Consider the following 25,011-nt stretch of genomic DNA (forward strand, 5'->3'; position numbering starts at 1 on the left):
GGTACACACCAGGAAGATCACCAGCAGCGCCGCTGCGACCTCCCCCCAGAAGACTCCGGCAGTCCCTCACATTGCCAGGCACCCACGCCTGCGCGTCAAGAAAACCTGTGGCAAGGCCGCGCCACACCCCAAGCAAATCACCCGCCACTCGTCGCCCGGCCCGGCGTTTTCGGTTAAACAGTTGAAAGCGTAGATAAAAATTCAAAATAAACGCTTGACGCATTCCCGTTCTACGCGAATAATGCGCGCCACTTGGCTACATAGCTCAGTTGGTTAGAGCATAGCATTCATAATGCTGGGGTCCGGGGTTCAAGTCCCTGTGTAGCCACCAAGTACCGATCCATAGATGTCTACAGCAGTCTATGAATCACCTCAAGAAGCCCGCCTAGTGCGGGCTTTCTTGTGTCTGGACATCCAAACTGATCCACCCACATCCTTCACATCCTGTATGCCCCCTGTATGCTTCAATAAAAATTGAACTGGAGGCATACACGGATCAAACGCAGCGATATTAAACGCCGCCCTCTCTCCGATACCGCACTAGTCAATCTCGCTCCCGAAGCGGGGGCCTACCGCGAGCTAGAAAGCTCGGGGCTGTATTTCAGAGTAAGCCTAACGGGCAGAAATCATGGGAGTTGCGCTATAAAAAGCCCGACGGCAAATGGTCGTGGCTCGGGCTTGGCGGGTACCCAGAAGTCAGCGGCGCCTTTGCTCGGCAAAAAGCTGCCGAATTGAGATCGGATGCAGCAGAAGGCAAAAATCCGATAGCCGCCAAGAAAGCTAGAAAAGCTGCGGAGGTAGCAGCAACAAACGAAACCTTTGAAGCGTTGGCTCGTGAATGGCATACGTCTCGCTTGGCTGGCTGGGATGTCGGCACAGCAAAAAGAGTCCTTGGAGCCTTGGAGCGTCACGTGTTCCCTCTTGTCGGAAAACGTCCTTATGTCTCCATCATGTCGATGGAGTGGATGGAGCTTTTGAGAGGGCTCGAACGTCAGGAAATCCTCGAGCAGATGAGTCGCGTGAGGGCATACTGCAAAGACATTTACGACCTGGCTCGCGTAACCGGCAGGGCGATGAACAACCCCTTAGAGGGGGTTCATAAATTTCTCTCATCGGGAAAGGCCGAGAACTACGCCCATGTCTCCCTGGAAGAGCTTCCCGCACTCATTGCTGTTCCCTGGTCGAAGCGATCGAACCAAGCCTCGCAGCGATACCGTTTTTCTGATGGCGCTAAGGCGCCTTGGTTACGAAGGACGACAGACTGGACATGGCTTGCGTCATATTGCAAGCACCGTACTCAACGAGCACGGTTTTCCAGCGGACCACATTGAAGCCCAGCTCAGTCACAAGCCGCCAGGTGTCCGAGGAGGGCCTCGATAGTCGGGTCCGTGGTGATCAGCCGGGGTGCAGAGGGTTCCGCTTCGAGCGTCGCGCCGCTTGCGGAGTCGGGTTCGGCAGGGTTGATACGTTGCGCCTGTCGCTGCGCGACACGGTACCGGGCGAGTTGTTCGCGGTAGCGCTGCCACTGCTCACGCTCCCATTGCCGTGCTGGCAGCAATGCAAATCGATCCGCAGCAGTCTTGCGATCACCGGACGCAGCCACCGTGATCAGGTACAGCGACAGAGGATAACTGCGTCCGTCGAGATATAAGCCCGCATGGCCTTGGGTGGCCAGCGCCGAGGCAGCCACCACCGATTGCGCGGCCAGCGCCTGGGGCACGCCGATGACCTCGGCCATGCGCTCCATCGCAGGCCCAAGAATCCCACCCAGCGCCTGCACCGGTGAACTCGGATGACCCGGCGTACTTCGGCGGCGATGTCACTGAAAACTTCCATGCGCTGTACACCTACCTGGGCATGACCCAGGACTAGGCCAAACACCTGGCGTAAACAGCCTGGATGCGCGGCGGGTAAAGCCTTGATCGCTATACACGAATAACCAAACGCTGAAAAAAGACTTCCGGCCAGGGGTTTCTTGCAACTAGGGAAGTATTAGCCCGGCATTGATAGCCAATAAAACGGCCGCCCGGCGCGAACTGACGCCTAACTTCCGGGTTATTTTACCAATATGGAAATTAATATTGGCTTCTGAACAGCCAAATATTACAGATATCTCCCAACTGGTTTTTCCGTTGTAACACCACCGCAAAATATCTTTTTCCTGCGAGGTCAAACTCGGCATGTTAGGGGTTGCTGAGTCGAAGGCAAAGGCGGTCGCGCTTTGCAGTACGATATCTTTTATAAAAACCAGATTAGACATTTCCTGGGCAATATGGGAACGCGCACTTGCCGGCGTTTCAGCATCCAGGCTGAGACTGAAAACACCAAACTCTCCACGCGGTCCGTGCATGGGGATTGACACACCATGGATAAGCCCATATGAATACGCTTCTTCTCTGAAGGCCTGTTGTACCGAATTCTTATACATACTGTCGGCCCAGACCAATGGCGTACAATGTTGCGCACTGTCGGCCACCACTGGATCAATCGTAGTGTACTTGGCCGAGTCATAGTCAGCGCGCCATTGGACAGGATAATTATCAACTATCAATACTGCGCCATGATCTTGATGATTGCGTTGTGCAAGTCCGAAAAGAACTTTGTCAAAACCACGATCCGAGGTTATTTTTTGAAGTTGGGAAAACCAACTACTGACACCGCCATCACTACTTAACACCCACGTATCGCCTAATGTAAACACTCGAACCTCCCTATTCCATAACACTCCCGACATTCAAAAATAATGCTAATAGATCACGCCAACCGCCACAAGCCCAATATTGAAAAGGCCTGAGCAACTTAAATAATAATGATTCTATTTAAACAACCGACCCTCACCCACTATAAACTCGATAAAAATCGATTTACGGTATAGACAAGTATTTGCACCAATACTGCGCCCTCTATAAATTAATGGCGTCAATATTTTATCCAGTCGCGAACTGGCTATTAGAACTGATAGTGGTACAGCATTGGGGTCCAATGGATAATTACCCCCCAATCATGGAATGATCAAATGGTTATCGACATTGTTCGACGCGAACATCTAAGCGCTGCACTTCTCAACGGCATGCACCAATTAAGGGCGCAAATATTCAAAGATAAGAAGCAGTGGGACGTCGTGGTTTCGGATCGTTGGGAAGTGGACGCGTTCGACGATCTAAATCCGTATTACCTGCTGATCAGCACCCCCTCGGCGGGTGAGGTCATCGGTTGTTGGCGGATCCTGGAGACTGTCGGTCCTTACATGCTCAAAGACACATTTCCTGACCTGCTGCATGGCGCGCCGGCGCCCCAGGACAGCCGCACCCTTGAACTCAGCCGGTTTGTCGTTCGCGCTCAAAATCCTGGCAATTCGACCTTCTCGCAGATCACGTTGCAGGCAATCAGGGAAGTCGTCAGGTTTGCTTTACGCCGCAATGCCCAGCGACTGCTCACAGTCACCACGGTGGGCGTGGAACGGATGATGAGAAAAACCGGCATCTCGATGGTTCCCTTCGGGCCCGCATTGCGTATAGGTGTCGAGCAAGCCATCGCCCTGACTATTCATCTGGACGAGAAGACTTGCCAAGCATTATTCGGCAGCGCGAATATGTTGACCTCGAAACCCGACAGCCCTGGCAACATCGCGCCCGCTAGGCTTCATGCAAGCCCCATAGGCATGACGGACTGTGCGCAAGCGGCGTCTAAACAGCAAAACGCACTACCCGCCGCCGAGCTGACGGTCTAGCGAGAAAACTCGCCGGTAATTTCATCTAGAACCTCGAGAAAGCGCTCCAGCATCAAGTGGCTGATATCCCCCATATGGGGAATCCGCATCATGACCTGTCCACTTTCAGCCATCAGGCGCTTGTTCAGCTTGCTGTAGCCGGTATCAATCAAATAACCGGCTTCACGCATCCGCGATTTGGTGCGTGACAGGTCAACGTGCGAATCGACATACAGCGAGGTCAGCGATGGCGACGCATCGGCTTGTGCCGCGAACAACCTGAAACGCTCAGGTCGCGCCTGCACCCAGCCCCGTACATGATCACGCTGTTGGCGATGCCGCGCAAAGCGTGCCTGCACCCCTTCTTGATGGACGATGTAGTCAAGTTGAGCGTGCATCTGGTTGAGCAGCGTGCAGTTGGGCGTGGTCAAGGTCTGCCCTTGACGCGCCATATCAACATGTCGCAAAAGATCCAGGGTATACACCCTGTTCTTTATAGTGTGAGCCTTGGCCAGGGCAGCCTCATTGACGAACACAATCCCGAAGCCGGGAGGCAGTGCCAGGCATTTTTGCGTAGCCGTGACGTACGCCGCTGGAAGTGCCTGTGCGATCCCGGAGGGCGCACCGGCAAAAATACTCACGCCGTCAACAATCGCCAGCGCCCCTTGCCCGTTAATCAGCTCACAGGCACGAACAATATTGGTCGCAACCCCGGTTGAGCTTTCGTTGTGGGTCAATGTCACCACATCGAAATTGCCCTTGGCCAAGGTACGCTCAAGGACTTGCAGGTCGATACCCGCACCCGGCTCGAAATCCAGGCGCTCGACCTGTTCATTGAAGCCCGTGGCAAGCGTGTGGAAAAGCTCGCCAAATGCGCCAACGCACACGCACAACACCCGATCCGTCTCGGCGATCAGCGAACGCACGGCACATTCCATGGCATTGCTGCCACTGCCATTGACCAGTGCCGCCTGATAGCCCTCGGGTAACTGCGCAATGATCCTGAGGTTGTCCAGGATATTCGAGATAATCTCGACTGCTTGTGTGTCGCGATGACCAAACTCCGGGTAACTCCCGGCTTTGCGAATCTCGGGCCTTATCCAGGTGGGGCCGGGGATGAACAGTTCTAGCTCGTTCAAGATCATTCCTTAGATGGCAAGACTAAAAAACTTGGAGATGGATTCGACATCGTAAACCACTGACTACCGGCCGTCGTTTGCAGGCGTTCCTATACTAGCAGCAGCACGAGAATCGCCCTCACTGTCCTGTATCCGATTACGGATCAAGTGCGTCAACGTTGCAATCCCCGCAGTGGCCTCTTCGCGATTCAGCACCAACGGCGGCAGCAATCGCACCACGCGCTCGGCCGTGACATTTATCAACAGGCCTTCGCGCAGCGCTTCAGCCACCAGAGGCTGGCAGGGGCGATCGAGCGTGATCCCGATCATCAGCCCCAAGCCTCGTATTTGGACGACCTGGGGCAGGTCTGCCAGTTTGTCGCGCAGTTGCTGCACGATAAATGCGCCCAGCTCCAGTGCATGCTCCAAGAGGCCGTCAGCTTCGATAATGGCCAGGGTTTCCAGCCCGGCACGGCAAGCCAGCGGATTGCCACCGAAGGTCGAGCCATGGCTACCGGGGGTGAATGTATGTGCCGCATCCCCCCAGGCGAGGCACGCGCCGATGGGGACGCCGGAGCCCAGCCCCTTGGCGATGGTCATGACGTCGGGCCGAATGGGCGAATGCTGGTGGGCGAACCATCGTCCGGTTCGACCGACTCCGGTCTGGACCTCGTCGAGCATCAGCAACCAGCCCTTGCGGCTGCAGACTTCACGCAATGCCGTCAGGTATCCGGTATCGGGCAGGTTGACGCCACCTTCGCCCTGCACAGGTTCGACCAACACCGCCACACACTCGGTATCGTCCAACGCCTCAAGGGCCGGAATGTCGTTGTAGGGAACGCGGACAAACCCTTCGGGCAATGGGGCAAACCCTGCCCGAACCTTGGGGCTGGCCGTGGCCGCCACGGTCGCCAGGGTGCGCCCGTGAAACGCACCGTCCATGACGATAATTTTCGGGGTGGCAATGCCTCGGTTGTGCCCATGCAAACGAGCAAGCTTGATCGCCGCCTCGTTCGCTTCGCAACCGGAATTGCAGAAGAATACTCCCGACGCGCCGGACAGTTCGGACAATCGCGCAGCCAACTCATGCTGCTCGCCAATCCGATACAAGTTCGAACAATGCATCAGCCTGGCCACCTGCGCTTGCAATGCCGGCACCAACTTGGGATGACCATGCCCCAAACCGTTCACGCCAACCCCGGAAATCAAATCAAGACAGGCATGCCCGTCACGCCCAACCAGGTGCGCACCGATACCGCTGGAGGGTTCAAAATCCAAGGGCGAATAGGTCGCCATGATAGTGTTCATTTACCTGCTTCGCCTTTTAAGAGCGGTCATTATTTACAGGGCCTGGGCCATGTCCAAACTTGATGTACTTCATGCGGGCCATTTCCAGCAGCAACCAGTCACCCTGATGGCGGCCTAACCCCGAGCATTTGAACCCTTCGACGGGGTAAGCAATACCGGCGGATTTTCGCGCATTGACCAGCACTCGGCCGGCGTCAATCCGTGCCGCGACCCGACCCGCCTTGGCGGCATCGGCACAGAAGATCGACGCGGACAAGCCATAACGACTCGCATTGGCGAGCCGAATGGCCTCTTCTTCGCCGCAAAACGGAATCACGGGTAAAACAGGACCGAAAACTTCCTCATGCACCACCGACATAGTGGGAGTGACGTCGAGCAACAGCATGGGTGGAAAAAAGGCGAGACGGTACTGCGCCAGGCCTCGATCTGTGGGCTTGTGGCCCCTGAAGCCAGCGCCTGATTCACTTGTTCTTGCAGCCTGTCAAAAGCGCTGCTTGACGCCAACGGCCCCATTCCACAATCAATCGCAAAGGGCTCGGCCACGCGAATTTTCTGCAGTCGCTGACTCAGACGCCGAACAACCGCATCAAATATCGGCTGCTCGATGTACAACCGTTTCATGGCCGAACAAACCTGCCCGGCATTGGTGAAACGCGAAGCCAGCAGCAGGTCAATCAACTCGTCACTGACCTCGAAATCGGCAAACAGCAGTGTCGGACTGCTTCCGCCCAACTCCAAGAGGCACTTCTTCATGGTCTTGGCCGCCCGACAGTAAATGTCCTGCCCGGCTTGTTCGCTGCCGACGAACCACACGGCATCGACGCCTGACTCCACCAGCATCTGCCCCTCCCGCCCATCGCCCTGCACCAGCCCCAACAGACCTGGCGGCAAGTCCAGTAACAGCAACAGTTCATACAGCAACTGACCGGTCAGCGGCGTGACCTCGGACGGTTTGTAGAGCACCGCATTGCCCGCCAACAGCGCGCCGACAATGCCCCAGAGCGCGATCTCCACCGGATAATTCCACGGCGTGATCACCGCAACTGTTCCCAGCCCCTGCCATACCGCGACATGTTCGCCATCCGCTGTGCGCGGCAACGGTTGCTCACCCAGAACAGAAGGCGCGCGGTTGAGCAGATAAGTGCACTCCTCGACGGCGTCGTCAATTTCCTCCAGGGCCTCGAAAAACGCCTTGCCCATTTCCATTGAGAGGGTACGGGCGAGGCGCTCCCTGGCAGCCACAAGTGCTGCCGGCAACTGTGCCAGTTGCTCAACGCGCCGGGACAACTCAAGGCCGCTCCAGACCTGCGCTGCCACCCGGCAGGCTGTAACCCGTTGATCAAGCTCACCGACAGTGGTTGCCCGAAACCGGGCAACCACTGAATTGGCGTCGGCCGGATTAAACGATGTGAACGTTCTAGACATGAGCGGCGATCAAAGCTGCACCGCCGGGATATAGGTGACGGGTTTATTGTTCATCACATAATCCCTGGCGTTTTTCTGATCATTGATTTGGATTTTCTCGCTGACATGCGCTTCGCAGAACGCTACATCACGGGTGATCGCATCGGTCGCGTAATCAAAGCAATACCGACATTTGTCGCCGCAATCCTTGGCCTTGCACTCCGAGCGCAGGAAGATTTTCAGATAATCATCGAGTTTGCGATTGTCGATATGAATGTTGCTCAAGTACGCATCGGCCTCGACTGAATCCCGATAAGCAAAATGTTGGATCAAATCCAGAAGATTTCCGTCGTAATGACGCGCGTGATAGGCTGCGGCGCGCTTCTTCAGAAACTCGACCGGGGTATTTCGATCGGTGAATTTGAAGCGCTTGTAGCCGATTTGCTCGTAATGCGTCACGTCTTCCGGGCGGATCCAGTCGGCGATCAGAAAGTTTGCCGGCTCGCGCAATCGTTCACGGCTGCACCAGTTGTAGCTGTAATCCTGCTCAATCGAGTTTTTGAGCGAATGGTGCGAGGAATGCGACAGAAAGTTCTGATGGTTGTAAATCTCTGGGCAGTACTGGAAGCAGTTGTTGTTGACGATCAGTTCCAGCTCGGCCTTCGCCACCCGCGCAATACCCTTGAGTGTCTTGAAGTCCCGGTTCACTTGCAGCGGGTCGAGAACAATAATGTCTGCACCCAGGTCTTCCCAATATTTCACTTCGCCGACTGACTTGACGTAACAACAGGCGGACACCTTGACCTTCAAATGTTCATGATTGGTCTTGATCATCTGCAGCAAATTGGGATTGCTGACCGTTACCGAGCGCACACCGGCTTCCGACACCAAGTCAAAGAAATTGAAGATCCGCCGCCGCGCATCATTATCAAATTCCGAAAGCCCCATGCAGGTGGAGTTCATCACATAGTTGAAGTCCATGCCGTATTTCTGGCAGTGCTGGATATGTTCCTTCAGCTCCTTCCAACCGACATTGCGCAACATCGCGGTTTCATGCCCACCGCCCATAAAATCAACGGGCAATTTGCCGTACACGGAAGTCACTCCATTGTCGGCAAAGTAATCGATCAGCTCATTGTCAAAAATTGTTGGCGCGATGAGTTCCATGGTTATCCCCTCGTTGAATAGCTCTAGGTCACGGTTGTACAAGTTCAGGTATTATTTTTTTCAGACTGTCTGCCGAGACAGGGCCTTGTCGCTGAATAAAGGGCGGCACCACGGACAGGTTGACGATGGTGCTGGAGAGCCCTTCCCTGGAAACGCCACCGTCCAGAATAAGGTCGACCTTGCCCTCGAATTGCTCACGGGCGCTCTCGAAATCGGTGATTGCAGGTTCGTTGGAAATGTTCGCGGAAGTCGCCACGAGGGGGAAATCCGCGCGCCGGGCAAGCTCTTCGACAAAGGCGTCGATGCAAACCAGCAGCACTGAATCCATGCCGCGCGTGATGTAGTCAGGCACTGTTGGCTGTTTGGGCACAATCAAACTGACCGCTCCCGGCCATAGCTTGATGATGCTGAGGGCCCGGTCGTCGAGCTTTCCCCACTGTGCGGCCCTTTCAGGCGTTGTGTAATAACAAAGCGGTTTGGAACTATCACGCCCTTTCAAACGGTAGATGCGCTCTACCGACGCCTGTATCTGGCCATTGGTGACCAATCCATAAACATTATCAGTCGGCAAAATAGCCACTGCACCTTCACGCAATAGCGCAATGACTTCGTCCATCACATCACTGTGTTTCTTCAGAATCCGGCTCATACATTCCCTTTGATTCAAAGCGTGTCAGTGCAGAAGTGCTTTATCAATTTCAATCACTGTCGGCCGGGTCTGGTCGAGTGCCCAGCACAACACCGGGTGCAAATCCTCATGGTGATTGATGGCCCGGTAATCAAAACCAAAAGAGTGCGTTAACGCCTTGAAGTCCGGGTTAGTCAACTCGACACCGGCGGTCGCGCCAAAATGTTCCAACTGATGATTCTTGATCGTGCCGAAGGCCTGGTCGTTGACGATCACGAACACAATCGCCAGCCCGTAGTGGGCCACGGTGGCCAACTCGCAGCTGGACATCAGGAAACCGCCATCGCCACAGAACGCCATGACACGGCCCTGCTTGTGAGCCAGGCGCGCACCGATCGCAGCGGGAATGCCATAACCCAGGCACAGCGATGTGCCAGAAAACAGGAAGGCCTGCTGATCCAGCAGCAAATGTTCGACCAGTGGGTAACCTTGCTCGTGAACGTCAACGGCAATGATGTCGCCTGGTAACAACAGCTCATGCAGCAGTGATGCAACAAGCGGCGCAGGCCCGCGCAACAGCCCGACGTCACGGCTCAAGGCGGCCAGGTCCCATCCACTGATAGTTTGCGCCAGCATGCCTTGCAGCAATCCAAGGGTCTGCTTGAGCTCACCACACAGAGCAACATCGCAGGCATACACACTGTTGAACTGCTCTGTGTCCGGGTCGATCTGAATCAGCGGCGCTGACAGCGGGATACGCCAATCATCCGTATCGACCTGGCTGAATCGCGTGCCAATCGCAATCACCAGATCCGCATCGGCAATCAGGTCCCGGCAGGCCGGCTCGTACAACTTGCCGAGGTATAAAGCATGACGCTCGGGGGAAACCGCCTTTGCCCAGCGTCGTGGTCAACACCGGCGCTTGCAGATGCTCTGCCAACCCTAGCAATGCTGCTTCAGCGCCCGCAGCAATCACCGCCCGCCCAGCAATGATCAGCACACGCTGTGAAGAGCTGATGAGTCGAACTGCGTCGTGCAAGCGCCCCGCGTTGGGGACGCACGCAACAACAGGGCTTGATTGCACCGACTTCGGGCCAAGTTCGCCGCGCAGGAAGTCCACGGTGAACTCCAGGAAAACGGGACGCGGACGGTCCCCGTGCAACGTTCGATAGGCCTGGCGCAGGTGAATATCGAAGTCCGACTCACACGTGACTGTCGCGCTGAAGCCGGTGATGGCCTGAGTGAATTGGCAATGCTTCAGACCGTGAAACAGCTTGTCCGCCGGCCGATCAGGGAAGCGCGCCGGCTGGCGCACCGAAACGACAAGTACCGGTGAGGCCGTCATCTGCGCTTCCAATAAACCACTGGCGGTATTACTCACACCTGGCCCCGGAATGACCAGCACCATTGCGATACGCCGGGACGACCGCGCATAAGCCTCCGCCATCATGGTGGCGGTGCCCTCATGGCGGCAGGTGATCAAGCGGATCCCGACGTGCTGCAGCGCAAACGCGATGTCATTGACCTGGTTTCCCATCACGGAGAACACCAGTTCCACGTCTTGGTCACGCAACCATTGGGCGAAGGCATCCGCCCCGGTGTGTGGCCGTTTCTCAGATTTCAGTGCTGTTTGCATGGGGCTTCCAGATCAAGGTTTGGCGCGATGCTCGAGTTGCATCGAGTGTTCCGTGAGGACGGCGTAAAGGTCGGTGATACAGGTCTCCGGGATTTCCTTATCGTCCTGCATACGCAACTTGCGGAACGCAATCATCTGCTCCATCCGGGACTGCTGAACCACCGGTACGCCGTATTGCACCTTGATACGACACGCCTCTTTGATCACCTCGAAGCGCCGGTGCACGACTTCAAACAGTTGATCGTCGATCTCGTCGATCCTTGCCCGTACATCGTTCATCACGTTGAAGGACTCGATAGTCGACTTGATCGACTCGGCCTTGAGGCTCATCTCGGCGTACTCCTCCGCAGCATCCGAGTCGACGACGATGCCGCCACCCGCATGGAAATACAGTTGGCCGCTGTCGAAGTAGATAATGCGGATGCCTACACAGGTCTGGACCCAACCCTGGCGCCCAAAAAAACCGATTGCGCCGCAATAAGGCCCACGGCGATGACTCTCCAGCTCCTCGATAATTTGGACCGCGCGAATTTTCGGCGCGCCGGTGATCGAGCCGCAGGGGAACGTTGCCGCCAGCACGTCGGACAGCATCACGTCATCACGCAACGTGCCCGCGATGGTCGATTCCAGATGGTAAAGCTGATTGAAACGTCGAATCGCGCAGAGTGCCTCGACCTGCACCGTACCCTGCTCACAAATTCGCCCCAGGTCATTGCGCATCAGGTCCGCGATCATGACGTTTTCGGCACGATTCTTCGCCGAACCAAGCAGCGCCGCGCGTTGATCCTGACCGTTGATTTCGCACCTCAGGGTGCCCTTGATCGGACTGGCCGTGATGCGCCCAGCCTCGATCGAAAGGAAGCGCTCGGGAGAGGTTGAAATTAACGGTTGGGCAAAGTCCAGAAGGGCGAAATAGGGATTGGGCGTGCGAATACGCAACGCTTCATAAAGGTGGATGACATCGCTCAGGTAACTGCCGCAAAAACGGCTGGTGAAATTGACCTGAAATACATCACCGGCCTTGATGTACTCGATGATGCGCTCAATACTTTGCTGATATTGGTCTTCGGGGGTGTCGCAAACAACATCTCCACAGAGGACAAAAGCAGAACCGTCCTGGGTCACCTCGGATCGCGCCAGCGCTTCAAACACGGCGACCCGCTCAACCAGCGCTTCGTCATCGACCACCCAAGTGGCCGTCGTCGCCACGCGATCAAACACCAGCACCGCCCCGTAGCGGACAAGGCATACATCAGGCATCGCGGTGTCTTGAGCAATATGTGGAACGTAGTATTCAAAATCATTCTTGCGGTCATACCCGATGTAGCCCATGCAACCAGTTTGATAGGGCTGGCACAAGACAGGACCGCCCAGAGGCGCCCAGGCATCGACGACTGCCTTCCAATCGTGAATGATCTCCTCGCGCCCGGTCGCCACATCCAAAAGGCTCGCCTTACCCTCCGTCACAGTTAATACACTGCGAGCGCACGCGCCGATCAACGTATAGGACGAATGCCCGTCCACACACGGCCCTAAACTTTCAAGTAGCCCGGTACGGTGTTCTATCAGTCGCAACTTTTTATAAAAAATAAACGCGTCTGTAATGCAGCTTTCAATCAGCATAGAGACCTCTCTTTTTAAAAGCCAGAAACCGCCGGCGTGACCTTAGAGCGTGGCTTGAGCCCAGCAATAGTTAAGAAGTTGGACAGCACTGTTTTGCCTGGCGCTCCGGTCAAGACAGACTCCGGATGAAACTGCACACCATAGATTGGATAGTGGCGATGCTCCAACGCCATGACCGTTCCATCGTCCAGCGTGGCGGTGACTTTCAATTGCGGGTGATCAACACCGTGCATTTCAACATGTAAAGAATGATAACGACCTACCGTTATCCGTTCAGGCAGACCGTTAAAAAGCGCTGAACGCTGGAGTTCGACTATTGCCTCTTTACCATGTGCCGGCCGTGGATGACGCCCGACGACACAGCCATAGACATGACCGATACACTGATGCCCCAGGCAGATGCCAAGTACCGGAATACCGGACTCACCAAATAAGCGCACCGCCTCGTTTGAATACCCGGCTTCACCGGGACTCATGGGACCGGGCGAAATAATAACGGCCTCAACGTCCGCAACAGTGAGCCGCTTCAAACTTATATCATCGTTGCGCAAGACTTTTATCTGATCAGCCGGGTAATCAAGCCACTGCAAGATATTGAATACAAAAGAGTCGTAGTTATCAATAATCAACAACATGGTGTCGAACCTCCAGGCCCTGACGGTTAATTGATGATTGTTTCGCAGGTGTTGTTGCGCCAGGCGACCCCATACAGACAGGTAAGCATTAACCCCGCCAGCGTCGCAACTGACACCGCGAGTACAACTAATCCGGTTTCGACTCCATACACGTCCATGACGTTACAAATAGTCAATATCAGTGCCAGCGTTACCACCGCATTGACCGATTCCCCAAGCGTCAGCGCCCGGCCGGCCCCTTGCAAATCCGTCAGTCGATTGAATTGCACAACGGCCAGGGGCCGCGTGATACCGGCCGAAAACCCCATCAGTATGGGCGATAGGTAAAGCAACTGAGGCACAGGCCCTTGGTACATCAGGACGCCGCCAGCCAACGTCAGAAAAGTATAGGAAAGCATCACCGTCAGGCGCTCACCGAACCGCTGACAAATGGCGGTGCTGTAACTCGCCGTGAGAATTGAAACAACGGTATAGACACCCATCACCACACCAAATACAGCCAGCGGGACCTTGAACAGGATCAAGTAAGTGATAGGGATGAAGGCTACAAACATCGACATGAAAATAGCCCGCGTTGTGCCGTAGCTCAAAACACTCGTCAACAAGGCGGGCGAACGCGCCAACCATATATATCCGGCACTCGTGGTGGTAAGGGGTGACTGTCCCTTGCCGGTACAAGGTTCAATAAATAAACACGCAGACAGTGCCGCCAGCAGTGGCGGAACAATACTGATCAAGAGCGCGGTGCGAGCCCCATAAAGTTGAGCAAGCACACCACCAACGACACTGGCAGTGATGACACATACCAGAACGATTACATGGGCCTTTTTTTGCACTTTCGCCTGTTGTTCAGCATCGATCAAAGAGCGAGACATCAATGAGGCGTCACCGCCGGCGGCCAAGGCATAACCGGCGCCTGTGAGCAGCTGCGCAATAATAGAGTATGAAGTCTGCGCCCCATAAACCAACAACGTCAGCCCGCATGCCTTAAGCACCTCGCCGACAACGATGATGCGCTTGGCGCCAAAATACTCAATCAACTTGCTGGTGGGCTGTTCAAATACCATGACACTCAAGGAATACACACAGAGCAACACGCCAATCTTAAAAAACGATTCGCCCTGCACAAAGAAATAAAGCACCAGCACCGGCAGATAAAAATACAGTCGAGACACAGCCCGATAAATGAAGAACATTCGTGTATTACGCGCAGCCGTAAAAACCTGATCCATTGAACCCGCCTCCCTGCGCAGTTTAAGTGCGACGTACTTACCGACCTCCACCCCGCCGGTATGGAAACATACTTCAACTATCAAATGAACTATCAGAACTGATAGTGAGTCTGTGCGACTCACCTTGGGCAACAAAAATATAGCGACGTCTCTCTTCCGTATAAACCGCTCGCCAGCAGACAATCACTGGCGACGCGTCCAAGCTTGCAGTTACTCCCGTCGCCGCGAGCCGGGAGATATCCAGTTGCCCCGCTTCACTGACCTGCAATGCCCCGACTCGTTGGCCGCGCTGACCCAGTTCGACTGCACGAACAATTTGCTAAAGCTGCGCCCCAAACGCCCCGAAGGACTCAGCACCACCAAGTACTAAAAACGGCTTACCGAAAGGTAAGCCGTTTTTTTATGCCCGCAGAAAAGTACTGCGGCATACTCGCAACGCTCCACCTCCACAAAGCAACCTTGAGCCCCACAGGAACTCCATTCATGAGCTTGGATGTGTTCGCAATCATCATGCTGGGCGCCGCGCTCCACGCCACTTGGAACGCGGTGGTCAAAGGCGGCGTGGACAAGCTGCTGACCACCTGCATGATCACCGCGTTTGCCTCCCTGCTGGCGTTGGTCGTCATTCCGTTTCTGCAACTCCCGGCAAAAGAAAGCTGGCCGTTCATTGGCGCCTCAGTGATTTTGCAGGTGCTGTATTTCGTCCTGGTCGCCGCGACTTACCGAATCGCCGATATGAGCCAGACCTACCCGATCATGCGCGGCACTGCGCCGTTGCTGGTGGCGACAGTGGGCGTGTTCCTGTTATCGGAGTCGCTGTCAGTGTTTGCCTGGGTTGGCATTGCGGTGATCTCCATCGGCATCCTGAGCATGGCTGCAGCGCCTTCGACGGGGCAGCGCAAAGGGCTGATCCTGGCCCTGATCAACGCGGGCGTGATCGCTGCCTACACCCTTGTCGACGGACTGGGCGTGCGCAAATCCGCGGCGCCTGCGGCCTACACACTGTGGATATTCCTGCTCACCGCAATCCCGCTGGCCGCATGGGCGCTGGGCACCCGACGACAGGAATTCTGCCGTTACCTGAGGCGCAACTGGCGCGCTGGAATCGTCGGCGGCGCTGGCACGCTGGCCTCTTACGGCCTGGCGCTCTGGGCGATGACGGCAGCCCCCATCGCCACGGTGTCGGCGCTGCGGGAAACGTCGATCCTGTTTGGCGTGGTGATCTCGGCGCTGGTGCTCAAAGAACAACTGACCCGCGTGCGTATCGTCGCGGCCTGCATCATCGCCGCCGGGGCGATGGTGTTGCGCCTGGGCTGAAACCCGTCATGCGACGGTTCACATTTACCTGTAAAAAGCAGTAACCCAAGGACAACAGATCATTCTCAAAATGAACGGAGTTCAGCGCGTGTTTTCGATTTCTTGCCGTCAACTGTCGATGCTTGCTGCGGCCCTCGCCCTGGCTGCCTGCCACACCCCCGTCAACGAACAACCTCCGGCACCGGAGTTGGGTTCGGGCTATCGCACCGACCTCGCCACCCGCCACGCCGAACGCCATATGGCCGCCGCCGCCAACCCGCTGGCGGCCGAAGCCGGCCGTGAGATGTTGCGCCAGGGCGGTTCGGCAATTGACGCAGCGATTGCGATGCAGGCGGTGTTGACCCTGGTGGAGCCCCAGTCTTCGGGCATCGGCGGCGGCGCGTTTATCATGCTGTGGGATGGCAACACCGTGCACGCCTATGACGGCCGCGAAACGGCACCGGCCGGGGCGACTGAGCGCTTGTTTCTTAAAGCGGACGGCACGCCGATGGCGTTTCCCGAGGCGCAGATTGGCGGGCGCTCGGTCGGCACGCCAGGCGTATTGCGTGCGCTGGAGATGGCGCACAAACAGAACGGGCACCTGCAATGGGCCAAGCTGTTTGAGCCGGCGATTCGTTTGTCGGAGCAAGGCTTCGCGATTTCCCCGCGCCTGCATGCGCTGATCGCGGCTGACCGCTACATCCCTCAATCCCCGGAAATGGCGGCTTATTTTCTGAATGCCGACGGCACACCCAAGGCCACCGGCACGTTGCTGAAAAACCCGGCGCTGGCCGCCGTGTTCAAGCGCATCGCCAAAGAGGGCCCGGACGCGCTGTACCACGGGCCGATTGCCGATGAGATCGCACGCAAGGTACAGGGCAATCGCAATGCGGGCAGCCTGTCGCAGGCGGACCTCAAGGGCTACACCGCCAAACAGCGCACGCCGCTGTGCACCGACTACAAGCAATGGAAGGTGTGTGGCATGCCGCCGCCGTCGTCGGGCGCGATTGCCGTGGCGCAGATCCTCGGCACCTTGCAGGCGCTGGAAGCCAGCAACCCAGGCTTGGCCATCGCGCCGATGAAACCCGTAAAAAGCGCCACAGCCGCCGGCCTAGAGCCGACACCCGAAGCCGTGCACCTGATGGCCGAGGCCGGGCGCCTGGCCTTTGCCGACCGTGGTTTATACGTGGCCGACGCCGACTTTGTGCCAGTGCCGGTCGCCGGTCTCGTCGCCCCGGATTACCTGGCCAGCCGCGCCGCACTGATCGGCGAGCGCAGCATGGGCATCGCCCAACCGGGTACGCCGGCAGGCATCCAGGTGGCCTACGCGCCGGACCGCTCGCCGCTGCGTATCTCGACTTCGCAGGTGGTGGCCGTGGATGATCTGGGGGGCGCCGTGTCGATGACCACCACGGTGGAAGCCGCATTCGGTTCCCATGTGATGGTCCAGGGCTTTTTGCTGAACAACCAGATGACTGACTTCTCGTTCATCCCCGAAGAACATGGCCAGCCGGTTGCCAACCGCGTCGAGCCCGGCAAACGCCCGCGATCGGCCATGGCGCCGACCCTGGTATTCGACCGCAAAAGTGGTGGGCTACTGGCCACAGTGGGCTCGCCGGGTGGCTCGCAGATCATCGAGTACGTGAGCAAATCCCTGGTGGCGATGCTGGACTGGAACCTGGCCCCGCAAGCCGCCATCAGCCTGCCCAATTTCGGCAGCCGCAATGGCGCTACCGAGCTGGAAGCGGGCCTGTTCAGCCCCGCGTTGAAACAGGCGCTGAGGGACAAGGGCCATGCGCTGAGCGAGATCGACATGACCAGCGGCATCCAGGCCATCGTTCGCACGCGCAATGCTCAGGGTAAGGTAGCGCTCAGCGGCGGCGCCGACCCGAGGCGTGAAGGCGAAGCGCTCGGCGATTGAGTGCAACAGGCAGACACTCTCGGCGTCGACCATGGTTTCCGTTCGATGTGAGGCGTGCACTTACTCTATTCGTGGATTGCTCATAAAGCCTGACGAACGAACCGCTCCTTTGTGGCGAGGAGCTTGCTCCCGTTGGGCTGCACAGCAGCCCCAAAACCAGCCACTGAGTTTTTCCTGAAAGAGCGCGTCAAGCCAACGGGAGCAAGCTCCCTCGCCACAACGGTTCGCTTCAAGGCATGAGCCTTTCAGCGGGTGATCTTCAGCCCCTTGCGCGCCGCATGCCGCTCCAGCGCCAGCTCAATCAGGCGGCTCACCAATTCGCTGTAGCTCATCCCCGCCGCCTGCCACAGCTTGGGGTACATGCTGATGCGGGTGAAACCCGGCAGTGAGTTGACTTCGTTGATCAGCACTTCACCGTCGTCGGTGAGGAACACGTCGACCCGTGCCAGGCCGGCGCAACCCAGCACTTCAAAGGCGTCGATGGCGAGGCGGCGAATGCGCTCGCTGGCAGCCTGGCTGATAGCCGCCGGCACCACCACCTGGGCGGCCTGGTCGTCGATGTATTTGCTGTCGTAGGAATAGAAGCCGCTGCTCACCACGATCTCGCCGCAACCGCTGGCGATGGGGTTTTCGTTACCCAGCACGGCGCATTCGATTTCACGGCCTTGGACGGCGGACTCCACCAGCACTTTTTCATCAAAACCCAGGGCCAATTCCACGGCAGCGCGATATTCGGCTTCATTGCCGACCTTGCTCACGCCCACCGAGGAACCCTGGTTGGCGGGCTTGACGAACAGCGGCAGGCCGAGGGTGCTCACCGCCGTATCGAAGGAGGTGCGCGCCGCGTTGCGACGGGTCAGGGTGATGAACGGCGCCACGGCAATACCGGCATCGCGCAACAGGCGTTTGCTGATGTCCTTGTCCATGCAGACTGCCGAGCCCAGCACATCCGAGCCCACAAACGGCAGATCCGCCATGCGCAGCAAACCTTGCAGGCAGCCGTCTTCGCCGAGGGTGCCGTGGACGATGGGGAAGATCACATCAATATGTTCCAGCAGGCCGCTGCCTGCGGTTTCTACCACTTGCTGGCTGGCTTTGCCGGGCACCACCGCCAATTCGCGGTTGGATTGATTCAGCGCAATCAGGGCCGGGTTTTCCTGGTTGATCAGGTAGTTCGACGTGTCGTTGAGGTGCCAGTGGCCGGCCTTGTCGATGCCGATCAGCACCGGCTCGAAGCGCGAGCGGTCCAGTGCATCGACGATATTGCGCGCCGACTGCAACGAGACTTCGTGCTCGGCCGAACGGCCACCAAAAATAATACCTACCCGCACCTTGCTCATGACCCGGCCTCACTGTTGAAAGTAAGGCTTCTTACCATGAGCCGTCAGCGATTCGCCACCAGATGTGCACCGAACAACAGGTAGCAACCACCGGCAAAACGATCGAGCCATTTGCGCGAGCGGCTGTAGAGGTTGGCCATGCGCTCGCTGGAAAACACCAGGGCCACGCTGGAATACCAGCTGAACGACAAAGTGGCCATGGTGATCACCGCCAGGCTCAGCAATGCCGGCGACGGTGACGGCGGCATGGTCGAGGCGAAGGCCGTGGCGACGAACAGCGCCGCCTTGGGGTTGGACAGGTTGCCCAACAACCCGAAGCGCCAAGCGGAGAATAACGAGCGTCGCGGCTCATCGGGCAACACGGCCTGGCCCGCAGCGGGTGCCGAACGCTTGAACAATTTAAGCCCCAGATAGATCAGGTAGCAGCCGCCGATGATCTTGAACGCCAGGTACAACATCGGCGCGGCGGTAAACAGCGACTTGATGCCCAGGCCACCCGCCAGCCCCCAGATGATGGTACCGGTGGCCACGCCCGCCGATGCCATCACGCCGTGACGGCGCGAAACGCTGGCGGCCAATTGCGCGGTGTTGAAGAAGTTGGGGCCGGGCGTCACCACCGCCACCGTCCACAGCAGGGCCAGCGAGACCAGCGGCGCCACATAGGCGGGGTTGAGAAAGTCCATGAGGCAGCTCCATCAGCGCAAGGCACGAACACCGATCATAGGCTTCGCCTTCAACCTGCACAATCGTACAAGACCTCGGCAGACACGGGATGCAGACTCGGTTAACGTATTTCCACCTTCACATGTGACAAGCCACCATGGGCCATCCCATTTCCCCCCTCGACTGGCTGCACCGCGCGCCCCACGCCAGCGGCCTGGACCGTATCGAGGCGTACTTTGCCGGCTACGCGTTCGACCCGCATCGCCATGACACCTACGCCATCGGGCGCACGTTATTTGGCGTGCAGAGCTATCACTACCGCGGCTGCATGACCCACAGCATGCCCGGCGCAACCATGGTGATTCATCCCGATGAAAGCCACGACGGCCGCGCCAGCAGCGTGGAGGGTTTCAAGTACCGCATGATTTATGTGGAACCGGCACTGATCCAGCAGATTCTCGGCGGCAAGCCGCTGCCGTTTATCCACAACGGGCTGTCGACGGACCCTCGACTGTTTCGCGCCAGCGAGGTCTTGCTGCAAAGCCTGGACTGCCCGATTGATCCGATGCAGGAGCAGGACGCGCTGTTCGACCTGGCCCAAGCGCTGAACGCCGCATCGGGGGCGATCATCAGCCGCAAATCCTTCGACTACGTCGCCGCCGAGCGCGCCCGCGAATTTATCCACAGCGCCCTGGGCCGCAGCATCACCCTGGATGAAATGGCCGACCACTGCGGCCGTGACCGCTGGGCGTTGTCGCGGGATTTTCGCTTGTTGTTCGGCACCAGCCCCTACCGCTACCTGACCATGCGCCGCCTGGACCTGGTGCGCAGCCTGCTGGCACAGGGCCAATCCTTGGTGGACGCGGCACTGACCGCAGGTTTCACCGACCAGAGCCATATGACCCGGCAATTTCGCAGCACCTACGGCATGCCGCCGTCGCGTTGGGTGAAGATGTCAGGCCGGGTCCAACACGGGTAGCCCGCACGACTGCCGTAGGCGTAGCGCCAGCACGGCACCGGCCAAAGCAATCGCGGCGCTCCACCACAATGCCAGTTCGATCCCGCCGGCATTGGCCACCGACACCAGCACCGCCAGGCCCAGCGCCCCGCCAATCTGCTGGCTGGTAGACGCCATGCCCGCCGCCACGCCCTGCTCGCCTGGCCGAATGCCCAACCCCGCCGCCACCCACATCGCCGTCCAGGTCATGCCCTGGCCGATGCTCAAGATGAAAATTCCCGGCAGCAGCGACCAGAACCCCACGCCGGTTGGCAACGCCCAGCACACCAGCGCAATGCCCACTGCGCCCGCCAGTTGCCCGCTGACCAGGGTATTGCGCAGCCCCAACTTGACCAGCGAGCGCTCCGCCAACCAGATACCGAACGTGCACACCAGGGTCGCCGGCAAAAACGCCAACCCGGCCTGCAACACGCTGTAGCCGTAGACCTGCTGGTAGTACAGCGCCAGAAAGTAGTACTGCACGCCAAAGCTGCTCATGAATATTGCCGTCAGCACCATGGCCATCCGCAACTCGCGGTAGGCGAACAAACGCAGCGGCATCAGCGGGTCGCGGCCGCGATGTTCGATCCAGGCGAACAGCCCGAGCAGCATCACGGCCAGGGCGATGCAGCCCAATGTCAGCGGCGCAGTCCAGCCCCACTCCGGTCCCTGGACCAAGGAAAACACCAGCAAGGTGCCGCCAACGGTCACGCTCAGCGCGCCGCTGATATCGAAGTTGCGCCCGCGCGCACGCTCGCCATCGGCCGGAATCCAGTAACGCGCCGCCCAGGCACAGCCCCCCGCCAACGGTACATTCACCAGGAACACCGCCTCCCAGCCCCACGCCTGGGTCAACACACCGCCCAGCAATGCACCCAGTGCCAGGCCGGCCGCCGACGCCGCGCTCCACACGGCAAACGCCCGGTTACGTGCCGGGCCTTCGGCATAGTGGGTGTTGATCAATGCCAGCGTCGCCGGGAACAACAGCGCCCCGCCCACGCCTTGCACCGCCCGCGCCAATACCAGCAACACCGCGCTGCCGCCGAGCACCGCCGCCAGGGAGGCCAACGCATACAGCGACTGGCCAACCCGGTACAAACGGCGCTTGCCGAGCAGATCCGTGGCCCTGCCGCCCAGCAACAGAAAGCCGCCGAATGCCACGCTGTAGGCACTCACCACCCACTGCAATTGCTGGGCAGAGAAATCCAGGTGCGCGCCGATCTGCGGTAAAGCCACAAACACGATGGTCGCATCCAGGGCGATGATCAGTTGCGCCGTGGCCAGCAGCATCAGCATCCAGCCTGAGGGTCGAGAGGGAGACATCACAGCGTCCTGTCCGAAAATGAGAGAACGCCAGTGTCTTTTATGCTGACTAGATGATAAATAGCCCTACTACTCTTTCAGTAATGACTTAAATCATGGATCTGAACGCTGTTCGTCTGCTGGTCCGCGTGGCCGACGCCCGCAGCTTCACCCGGGCGGCCGGTGACCTGGGACTGACCCAATCCGGCTTATCCCGCGCCATCTCCCGCCTGGAAACCCAGCTGGGCGTGCGCCTGCTGCAACGCAATACCCGCAGCGTCAGCCTCACACCCGACGGGCAGATGCTGTACGAGCGCAGCGCGCCTTTGCTGGCCGAACTGGCCGAGACCGAGAAGCTGATGCTCGACCGCCGCGCCACCCCCTGCGGCCTGCTGAAGATCAGCACGCCATCGCTGTTCGGACGCAAGGTGGTGATGCCGGTGATCGGCGAGTTAACCTTGCGCTACCCCGAGTTGCACATCGAAGCGGTGATGACCGACCGCCTGGTGGATATCGTCGACGAGGGCTTCGACGCCCTGCTGCGCACCGGCGAAATCCAGGACCAACGCCTGATCGCCCGATCGCTGGCGCCGCTGCGCTGGGTCACGGTCGCCTCCCCCGCTTACCTGGCGCGGTTCGGCACGCCGCAGAGCATTGAAGAACTCAAGGACCACAACTGCATTACCGTGCGCAATTTGCGCAACGGCCGCCTGGTGGATTGGCAATTCATGCGGGGCGCCAAGGTGCAGGACGTGAGTGTGGCGGGGCGGCTGATCTTTGATATCGGCGACGCGATGGTGGACGCCGCCGTAGGGGGGTTCGGCATCGCCCAAGTAATGGACTTTGCCGTACGCGACGACCTCGCGGCTGGGCGCCTGGTGCCGCTACTGGAGGCATTTGCCGGCCGCAGCCGGGCTATTTCGCTGGTCTATCCGCCGTCACGGCAGTATTCGCCCAAGTTGATGGCGTTTGCCGAAGCGCTCGGGCGAGCGCAGTGGTGAGCTTCAAGCGTGCGGCTTCAAGCTTGAAGCTTGCAGTTGATCTCCGATCACCAGGAAATGCCCACCCGCCACATGGTGCAAGGTGCGCAACTCATCATGACCTTCGAAATGCCAGTGCCCGTCGCTGAACACGCGCTCGTCGGCATAGGCCGCGACCACTTCACCGAGGAATAGATCGTAGGTTTGTTGGTTGTGCGGCTCCGGCAACAGGCGGCACTCCAGCCAGGCGACGCAACCTTCGAGCAGGGGCGCTTCGGTGTGTTCACCGGTGAAGGTTTGCAGGCCGTAGGCGGCGAATTTGTCGGTTTCGGAGCCGGTGATGTTGCCGACCGTCTGCACCAGATCCGCCTGGGCCACGCAGGGCACCTGCAGCACGAAAGTGCCGGCGCCTTCCAGCAGTTGGCGGGTCCAGGTGGCCTTGTCCAGCACGACAGCGACTTTGGGCGGCTCGAAATCCAGTGGCATGGCCCACGCGGCGGCCATGATATTGCGCTGGCCGTTATGGGCCGCACTCACCAGCACCGTAGGCCCATGGTTGAGCAAGCGGTAAGCTTTGGATAACGGAACGGGGCGACGGTGGGTAGGGCTCATGGAGGATCGGCTCTTCAAACGGGAAAAAACCTACGATACCTCAAGCACAAGCCCTACGGATCAGCTCGACAGCTGGTTGGCGAACTGCCCTACTGCGCTGACCACCTTCTGCGCGCCGTCCTGAATCTCCACGATCACCGTGCCGGCTTCCGCCGCCAGCGCCAGCCCCTGCTCCGCCTGCAGGCGGCCGTCGTTCATCAGGCTCACCGCATCGCGAGCCATGTCCTGGTTCTGACGCACCACGCCGACAATTTCCTCGGTGGCTTTGCTGGTACGTGACGCCAGCTGGCGCACCTCATCAGCCACCACCGCAAAACCCCGCCCTTGCTCACCGGCACGCGCCGCTTCAATGGCAGCATTGAGCGCCAGCAAGTTGGTCTGCTCGGCGATGCCGCTGATGGTCTTGACGATGCTACCGATCACCTGGGATTGAGCATTCAGCGCTTCGATGCCATCGCCGGCCTGTTGCATGTGCTGGGCCAGGTCACGCATTACATCCACGGCCTGTGTCACCACGGTGGTGCCGCGCTGGGCGCTGCTGTCGGTTTGCAACGAGGTGCTGTAGGCAATGTTGGCGGCCTCGGCGACGGCCTGTTCCTGGTTGACCTGGTCGGTGATCACCGTGGCGAACTTGACCACTTTGTACAACCGATCATTGGCATCCATCACCGGGTTGTAGGTGGCCTCCAGCCACACGGTGCGGCCATGGCTGTCGACCCGTTTGAAACGCGCTGCGACAAACTCACCGGCGTTCAAACGCTGCCAGAAATGCTGGTATTCGGCGCTGTTGTATTCCTCCGGCGCGCAGAACATGCGGTGATGTTTGCCCTGGATCTGCGCCAGGCTGTACCCCATGCCGCCGAGGAAGCGGTCGTTCGCGGTGAGCACGTGCCCGCCCAGGTCGAACTCGATCACAGCCGTGGAACGCACCAGCGCGGTGATCAGGTTTTCATGCTCGCGGGAGGCTTCGATGGTGCGGGTGAGGTCGCTGGAGTAAATCGAAAAATGTTTGATGCGCCCGCCCGAACTGCGCACCGGCTGCACGATCGAGCGCAGCCATGCTTCCTTGCCATTGCCGCGCATCAGGCGCACGGTGCCGGCGAAGTGTTCACCGCGCACCAGGGCATTCTTGAAGCGTTGCTGGAACTCATCCTTGCGCACGTGCGCCGGCACCAGGTCTTCAATCGCCCGGCCCAGGATCTGACCGCTCTGGTAGACCAGTTCCTCCAGGAAGTTGGCGTTAGCCCATTCCACACGGCCTTCGGCGTCCAGCGTGAGGCACAGCATTTCGCTTTCCAGGCTCTCCTTAACCTGTTGCAAGCTGGACAATTCTTCGCGAAGAGCCGACAGCTCCTGCTTCAAACGGGTGTTGAACATTGGGCACCGATGGTCATTTGGGGAGATATGATCTGACCTGCATCGGCGCTGCCGGCATTTTCT

General features: G+C 58.5%; 24 protein-coding genes, 1 tRNA gene and 1 pseudogene. 8 read left to right on the plus strand and 18 right to left on the minus strand.

Features of this window, described 5'->3' with window-relative positions:
* The first annotated feature begins 254 nt into the window (after positions 1 to 254).
* Positions 255 to 331, plus strand: a tRNA-Met gene (locus LRS56_22775).
* A gap of 164 nt (positions 332 to 495) precedes the next feature.
* Positions 496 to 1,368 (plus strand): annotated as a pseudogene (locus LRS56_22780) (integrase arm-type DNA-binding domain-containing protein).
* Here the strand turns inward: LRS56_22780 and LRS56_22785 are convergent.
* Entirely contained in the window at positions 1,340 to 1,738 is a 399-nt protein-coding gene (locus tag LRS56_22785; GenBank protein ID WDU61611.1) for a DUF3987 domain-containing protein, read from the minus strand. The pseudogene LRS56_22780 and the gene LRS56_22785 sit on opposite strands and share 29 nt — an antisense overlap.
* A 243-nt stretch (positions 1,739 to 1,981) precedes the next feature.
* Complete coding sequence (locus LRS56_22790) at positions 1,982 to 2,701, minus strand: LuxR family transcriptional regulator (protein ID WDU61612.1); 720 nt, start codon at positions 2,699 to 2,701, stop codon at positions 1,982 to 1,984.
* 315 nt (positions 2,702 to 3,016) lie between these two features.
* Between LRS56_22790 and LRS56_22795 the strand changes: the two genes are divergently transcribed.
* Positions 3,017 to 3,730 (plus strand): acyl-homoserine-lactone synthase, encoded by a 714-nt coding sequence (locus tag LRS56_22795; GenBank protein WDU61613.1) that lies wholly within the window; start codon positions 3,017 to 3,019, stop codon positions 3,728 to 3,730.
* Here LRS56_22795 and LRS56_22800 read toward each other — a convergent pair.
* The 11 genes from LRS56_22800 to LRS56_22850 all read right to left on the minus strand — a co-directional run bounded on the left by LRS56_22800 (position 3,727) and on the right by LRS56_22850 (position 14,460).
* Positions 3,727 to 4,848 carry an aminotransferase class V-fold PLP-dependent enzyme gene (locus LRS56_22800; protein ID WDU61614.1) on the minus strand — a complete coding sequence of 374 codons (1,122 nt, stop codon included), beginning with the start codon at positions 4,846 to 4,848 and terminating at the stop codon, positions 3,727 to 3,729. The two genes, LRS56_22795 and LRS56_22800, sit on opposite strands and share 4 nt — an antisense overlap.
* A gap of 63 nt (positions 4,849 to 4,911) precedes the next feature.
* Entirely contained in the window at positions 4,912 to 6,135 is a 1,224-nt protein-coding gene (locus tag LRS56_22805) for an aspartate aminotransferase family protein (protein WDU61615.1), read from the minus strand.
* A 16-nt stretch (positions 6,136 to 6,151) separates the two neighbouring features.
* A complete protein-coding gene (locus LRS56_22810) occupies positions 6,152 to 6,493 on the minus strand; it encodes an aldehyde dehydrogenase family protein (protein ID WDU61616.1) in 342 nt (113 codons plus the stop codon).
* Entirely contained in the window at positions 6,448 to 7,560 is a 1,113-nt protein-coding gene (locus tag LRS56_22815; GenBank protein WDU61617.1) for an aldehyde dehydrogenase family protein, read from the minus strand. The genes LRS56_22810 and LRS56_22815 overlap by 46 nt, the downstream gene beginning before the upstream one ends.
* 9 nt (positions 7,561 to 7,569) lie before the next feature.
* Entirely contained in the window at positions 7,570 to 8,706 is a 1,137-nt protein-coding gene (locus LRS56_22820) for a U32 family peptidase (GenBank protein WDU61618.1), read from the minus strand.
* 28 nt (positions 8,707 to 8,734) lie between these two features.
* Complete coding sequence (locus LRS56_22825; GenBank protein WDU61619.1) at positions 8,735 to 9,355, minus strand: L-threonylcarbamoyladenylate synthase; 621 nt, start codon at positions 9,353 to 9,355, stop codon at positions 8,735 to 8,737.
* A 24-nt stretch (positions 9,356 to 9,379) separates the two neighbouring features.
* Entirely contained in the window at positions 9,380 to 10,186 is an 807-nt protein-coding gene (locus tag LRS56_22830; GenBank protein WDU61620.1) for a thiamine pyrophosphate-dependent enzyme, read from the minus strand.
* Positions 10,098 to 10,970 (minus strand): thiamine pyrophosphate-binding protein, encoded by an 873-nt coding sequence (locus tag LRS56_22835; protein WDU61621.1) that lies wholly within the window; start codon positions 10,968 to 10,970, stop codon positions 10,098 to 10,100. The genes LRS56_22830 and LRS56_22835 overlap by 89 nt, the downstream gene beginning before the upstream one ends.
* 12 nt (positions 10,971 to 10,982) lie before the next feature.
* The gene (locus tag LRS56_22840; GenBank protein WDU61622.1) at positions 10,983 to 12,593 is read right to left on the minus strand and encodes a chorismate-binding protein; all 1,611 of its coding nucleotides are present in this window, start codon (positions 12,591 to 12,593) and stop codon (positions 10,983 to 10,985) included.
* A gap of 14 nt (positions 12,594 to 12,607) precedes the next feature.
* The gene (locus tag LRS56_22845; GenBank protein WDU61623.1) at positions 12,608 to 13,228 is read right to left on the minus strand and encodes an aminodeoxychorismate/anthranilate synthase component II; all 621 of its coding nucleotides are present in this window, start codon (positions 13,226 to 13,228) and stop codon (positions 12,608 to 12,610) included.
* 26 nt (positions 13,229 to 13,254) lie between these two features.
* Positions 13,255 to 14,460, minus strand: coding sequence for an MFS transporter (locus LRS56_22850; protein ID WDU61624.1), 1,206 nt, complete (start codon positions 14,458 to 14,460; stop codon positions 13,255 to 13,257).
* 244 nt (positions 14,461 to 14,704) lie between these two features.
* Here LRS56_22850 and LRS56_22855 point away from each other — a divergent pair, with 244 nt between their 5' ends.
* The 3 genes from LRS56_22855 to LRS56_22865 all read left to right on the plus strand — a co-directional run bounded on the left by LRS56_22855 (position 14,705) and on the right by LRS56_22865 (position 17,677).
* Positions 14,705 to 14,830, plus strand: coding sequence for a hypothetical protein (locus tag LRS56_22855; GenBank protein ID WDU61625.1), 126 nt, complete (start codon positions 14,705 to 14,707; stop codon positions 14,828 to 14,830).
* Between the two features lie 113 nt (positions 14,831 to 14,943).
* Positions 14,944 to 15,777, plus strand: a complete 834-nt coding sequence (locus LRS56_22860) for an EamA family transporter (protein ID WDU61626.1) — start codon at positions 14,944 to 14,946, stop codon at positions 15,775 to 15,777.
* Between the two features lie 70 nt (positions 15,778 to 15,847).
* Positions 15,848 to 17,677, plus strand: coding sequence for a gamma-glutamyltransferase family protein (locus tag LRS56_22865; GenBank protein WDU61627.1), 1,830 nt, complete (start codon positions 15,848 to 15,850; stop codon positions 17,675 to 17,677).
* Positions 17,678 to 17,922: 245 nt separating this feature from the next.
* Here LRS56_22865 and ddlA read toward each other — a convergent pair whose 3' ends face one another.
* Entirely contained in the window at positions 17,923 to 19,017 is a 1,095-nt protein-coding gene (ddlA, locus tag LRS56_22870; GenBank protein WDU61628.1) for a D-alanine--D-alanine ligase, read from the minus strand.
* A gap of 44 nt (positions 19,018 to 19,061) precedes the next feature.
* Entirely contained in the window at positions 19,062 to 19,700 is a 639-nt protein-coding gene (locus LRS56_22875; GenBank protein ID WDU61629.1) for a LysE family transporter, read from the minus strand.
* A 137-nt stretch (positions 19,701 to 19,837) separates the two neighbouring features.
* On the opposite strand from LRS56_22875, the gene LRS56_22880 reads away from it, so the two are divergent.
* The gene (locus LRS56_22880) at positions 19,838 to 20,659 is read left to right on the plus strand and encodes an AraC family transcriptional regulator (protein ID WDU61630.1); all 822 of its coding nucleotides are present in this window, start codon (positions 19,838 to 19,840) and stop codon (positions 20,657 to 20,659) included.
* Here LRS56_22880 and LRS56_22885 read toward each other — a convergent pair.
* Positions 20,636 to 21,973, minus strand: coding sequence for an MFS transporter (locus LRS56_22885; GenBank protein WDU65801.1), 1,338 nt, complete (start codon positions 21,971 to 21,973; stop codon positions 20,636 to 20,638). The genes LRS56_22880 and LRS56_22885 overlap by 24 nt on opposite strands.
* A 122-nt stretch (positions 21,974 to 22,095) precedes the next feature.
* Here LRS56_22885 and LRS56_22890 point away from each other — a divergent pair, with 122 nt between their 5' ends.
* Positions 22,096 to 22,980 (plus strand): LysR family transcriptional regulator, encoded by an 885-nt coding sequence (locus LRS56_22890; GenBank protein WDU61631.1) that lies wholly within the window; start codon positions 22,096 to 22,098, stop codon positions 22,978 to 22,980.
* Positions 22,981 to 22,983: 3 nt separating this feature from the next.
* Here the strand turns inward: LRS56_22890 and LRS56_22895 are convergent, their stop codons facing one another.
* Together LRS56_22895 and LRS56_22900 are read right to left on the minus strand one after the other, a co-directional pair.
* Positions 22,984 to 23,571 carry a flavin reductase family protein gene (locus tag LRS56_22895; protein ID WDU61632.1) on the minus strand — a complete coding sequence of 196 codons (588 nt, stop codon included), beginning with the start codon at positions 23,569 to 23,571 and terminating at the stop codon, positions 22,984 to 22,986.
* 60 nt (positions 23,572 to 23,631) lie between these two features.
* Positions 23,632 to 24,948 carry a methyl-accepting chemotaxis protein gene (locus LRS56_22900; protein WDU61633.1) on the minus strand — a complete coding sequence of 439 codons (1,317 nt, stop codon included), beginning with the start codon at positions 24,946 to 24,948 and terminating at the stop codon, positions 23,632 to 23,634.
* Between the last annotated feature and the right edge of the window lie 63 nt (positions 24,949 to 25,011).

It is taken from the genome of Pseudomonas poae (genome assembly GCA_028869255.1).
GTDB lineage: Bacteria > Pseudomonadota > Gammaproteobacteria > Pseudomonadales > Pseudomonadaceae > Aquipseudomonas > Aquipseudomonas poae_C.

Bases quoted from the DNA above. Each gene is read 5' to 3' on its own strand.
- LRS56_22815 (WDU61617.1), bottom strand. From the start codon at position 7,560: ATGTCTAGAACGTTCACATCGTTTAATCCGGCCGACGCCAATTCAGTG.
- LRS56_22880 (WDU61630.1), top strand. From the start codon at position 19,838: ATGGGCCATCCCATTTCCCCCCTCGACTGGCTGCACCGCGCGCCCCAC.
- LRS56_22820 (WDU61618.1), bottom strand. From the start codon at position 8,706: ATGGAACTCATCGCGCCAACAATTTTTGACAATGAGCTGATCGATTAC.
- LRS56_22850 (WDU61624.1), bottom strand. From the start codon at position 14,460: ATGGATCAGGTTTTTACGGCTGCGCGTAATACACGAATGTTCTTCATT.
- LRS56_22900 (WDU61633.1), bottom strand. From the start codon at position 24,948: ATGTTCAACACCCGTTTGAAGCAGGAGCTGTCGGCTCTTCGCGAAGAA.
- LRS56_22875 (WDU61629.1), bottom strand. From the start codon at position 19,700: ATGGACTTTCTCAACCCCGCCTATGTGGCGCCGCTGGTCTCGCTGGCC.
- LRS56_22895 (WDU61632.1), bottom strand. From the start codon at position 23,571: ATGAGCCCTACCCACCGTCGCCCCGTTCCGTTATCCAAAGCTTACCGC.
- LRS56_22805 (WDU61615.1), bottom strand. From the start codon at position 6,135: ATGAACACTATCATGGCGACCTATTCGCCCTTGGATTTTGAACCCTCC.
- LRS56_22835 (WDU61621.1), bottom strand. From the start codon at position 10,970: ATGCAAACAGCACTGAAATCTGAGAAACGGCCACACACCGGGGCGGAT.
- LRS56_22840 (WDU61622.1), bottom strand. From the start codon at position 12,593: ATGCTGATTGAAAGCTGCATTACAGACGCGTTTATTTTTTATAAAAAG.
- LRS56_22860 (WDU61626.1), top strand. From the start codon at position 14,944: ATGAGCTTGGATGTGTTCGCAATCATCATGCTGGGCGCCGCGCTCCAC.
- LRS56_22795 (WDU61613.1), top strand. From the start codon at position 3,017: ATGGTTATCGACATTGTTCGACGCGAACATCTAAGCGCTGCACTTCTC.
- LRS56_22785 (WDU61611.1), bottom strand. From the start codon at position 1,738: ATGGCCGAGGTCATCGGCGTGCCCCAGGCGCTGGCCGCGCAATCGGTG.
- ddlA (WDU61628.1), bottom strand. From the start codon at position 19,017: ATGAGCAAGGTGCGGGTAGGTATTATTTTTGGTGGCCGTTCGGCCGAG.
- LRS56_22845 (WDU61623.1), bottom strand. From the start codon at position 13,228: ATGTTGTTGATTATTGATAACTACGACTCTTTTGTATTCAATATCTTG.
- LRS56_22890 (WDU61631.1), top strand. From the start codon at position 22,096: ATGGATCTGAACGCTGTTCGTCTGCTGGTCCGCGTGGCCGACGCCCGC.
- LRS56_22810 (WDU61616.1), bottom strand. From the start codon at position 6,493: ATGTCGGTGGTGCATGAGGAAGTTTTCGGTCCTGTTTTACCCGTGATT.
- LRS56_22825 (WDU61619.1), bottom strand. From the start codon at position 9,355: ATGAGCCGGATTCTGAAGAAACACAGTGATGTGATGGACGAAGTCATT.
- LRS56_22865 (WDU61627.1), top strand. From the start codon at position 15,848: ATGAACGGAGTTCAGCGCGTGTTTTCGATTTCTTGCCGTCAACTGTCG.
- LRS56_22885 (WDU65801.1), bottom strand. From the start codon at position 21,973: ATGCTGATGCTGCTGGCCACGGCGCAACTGATCATCGCCCTGGATGCG.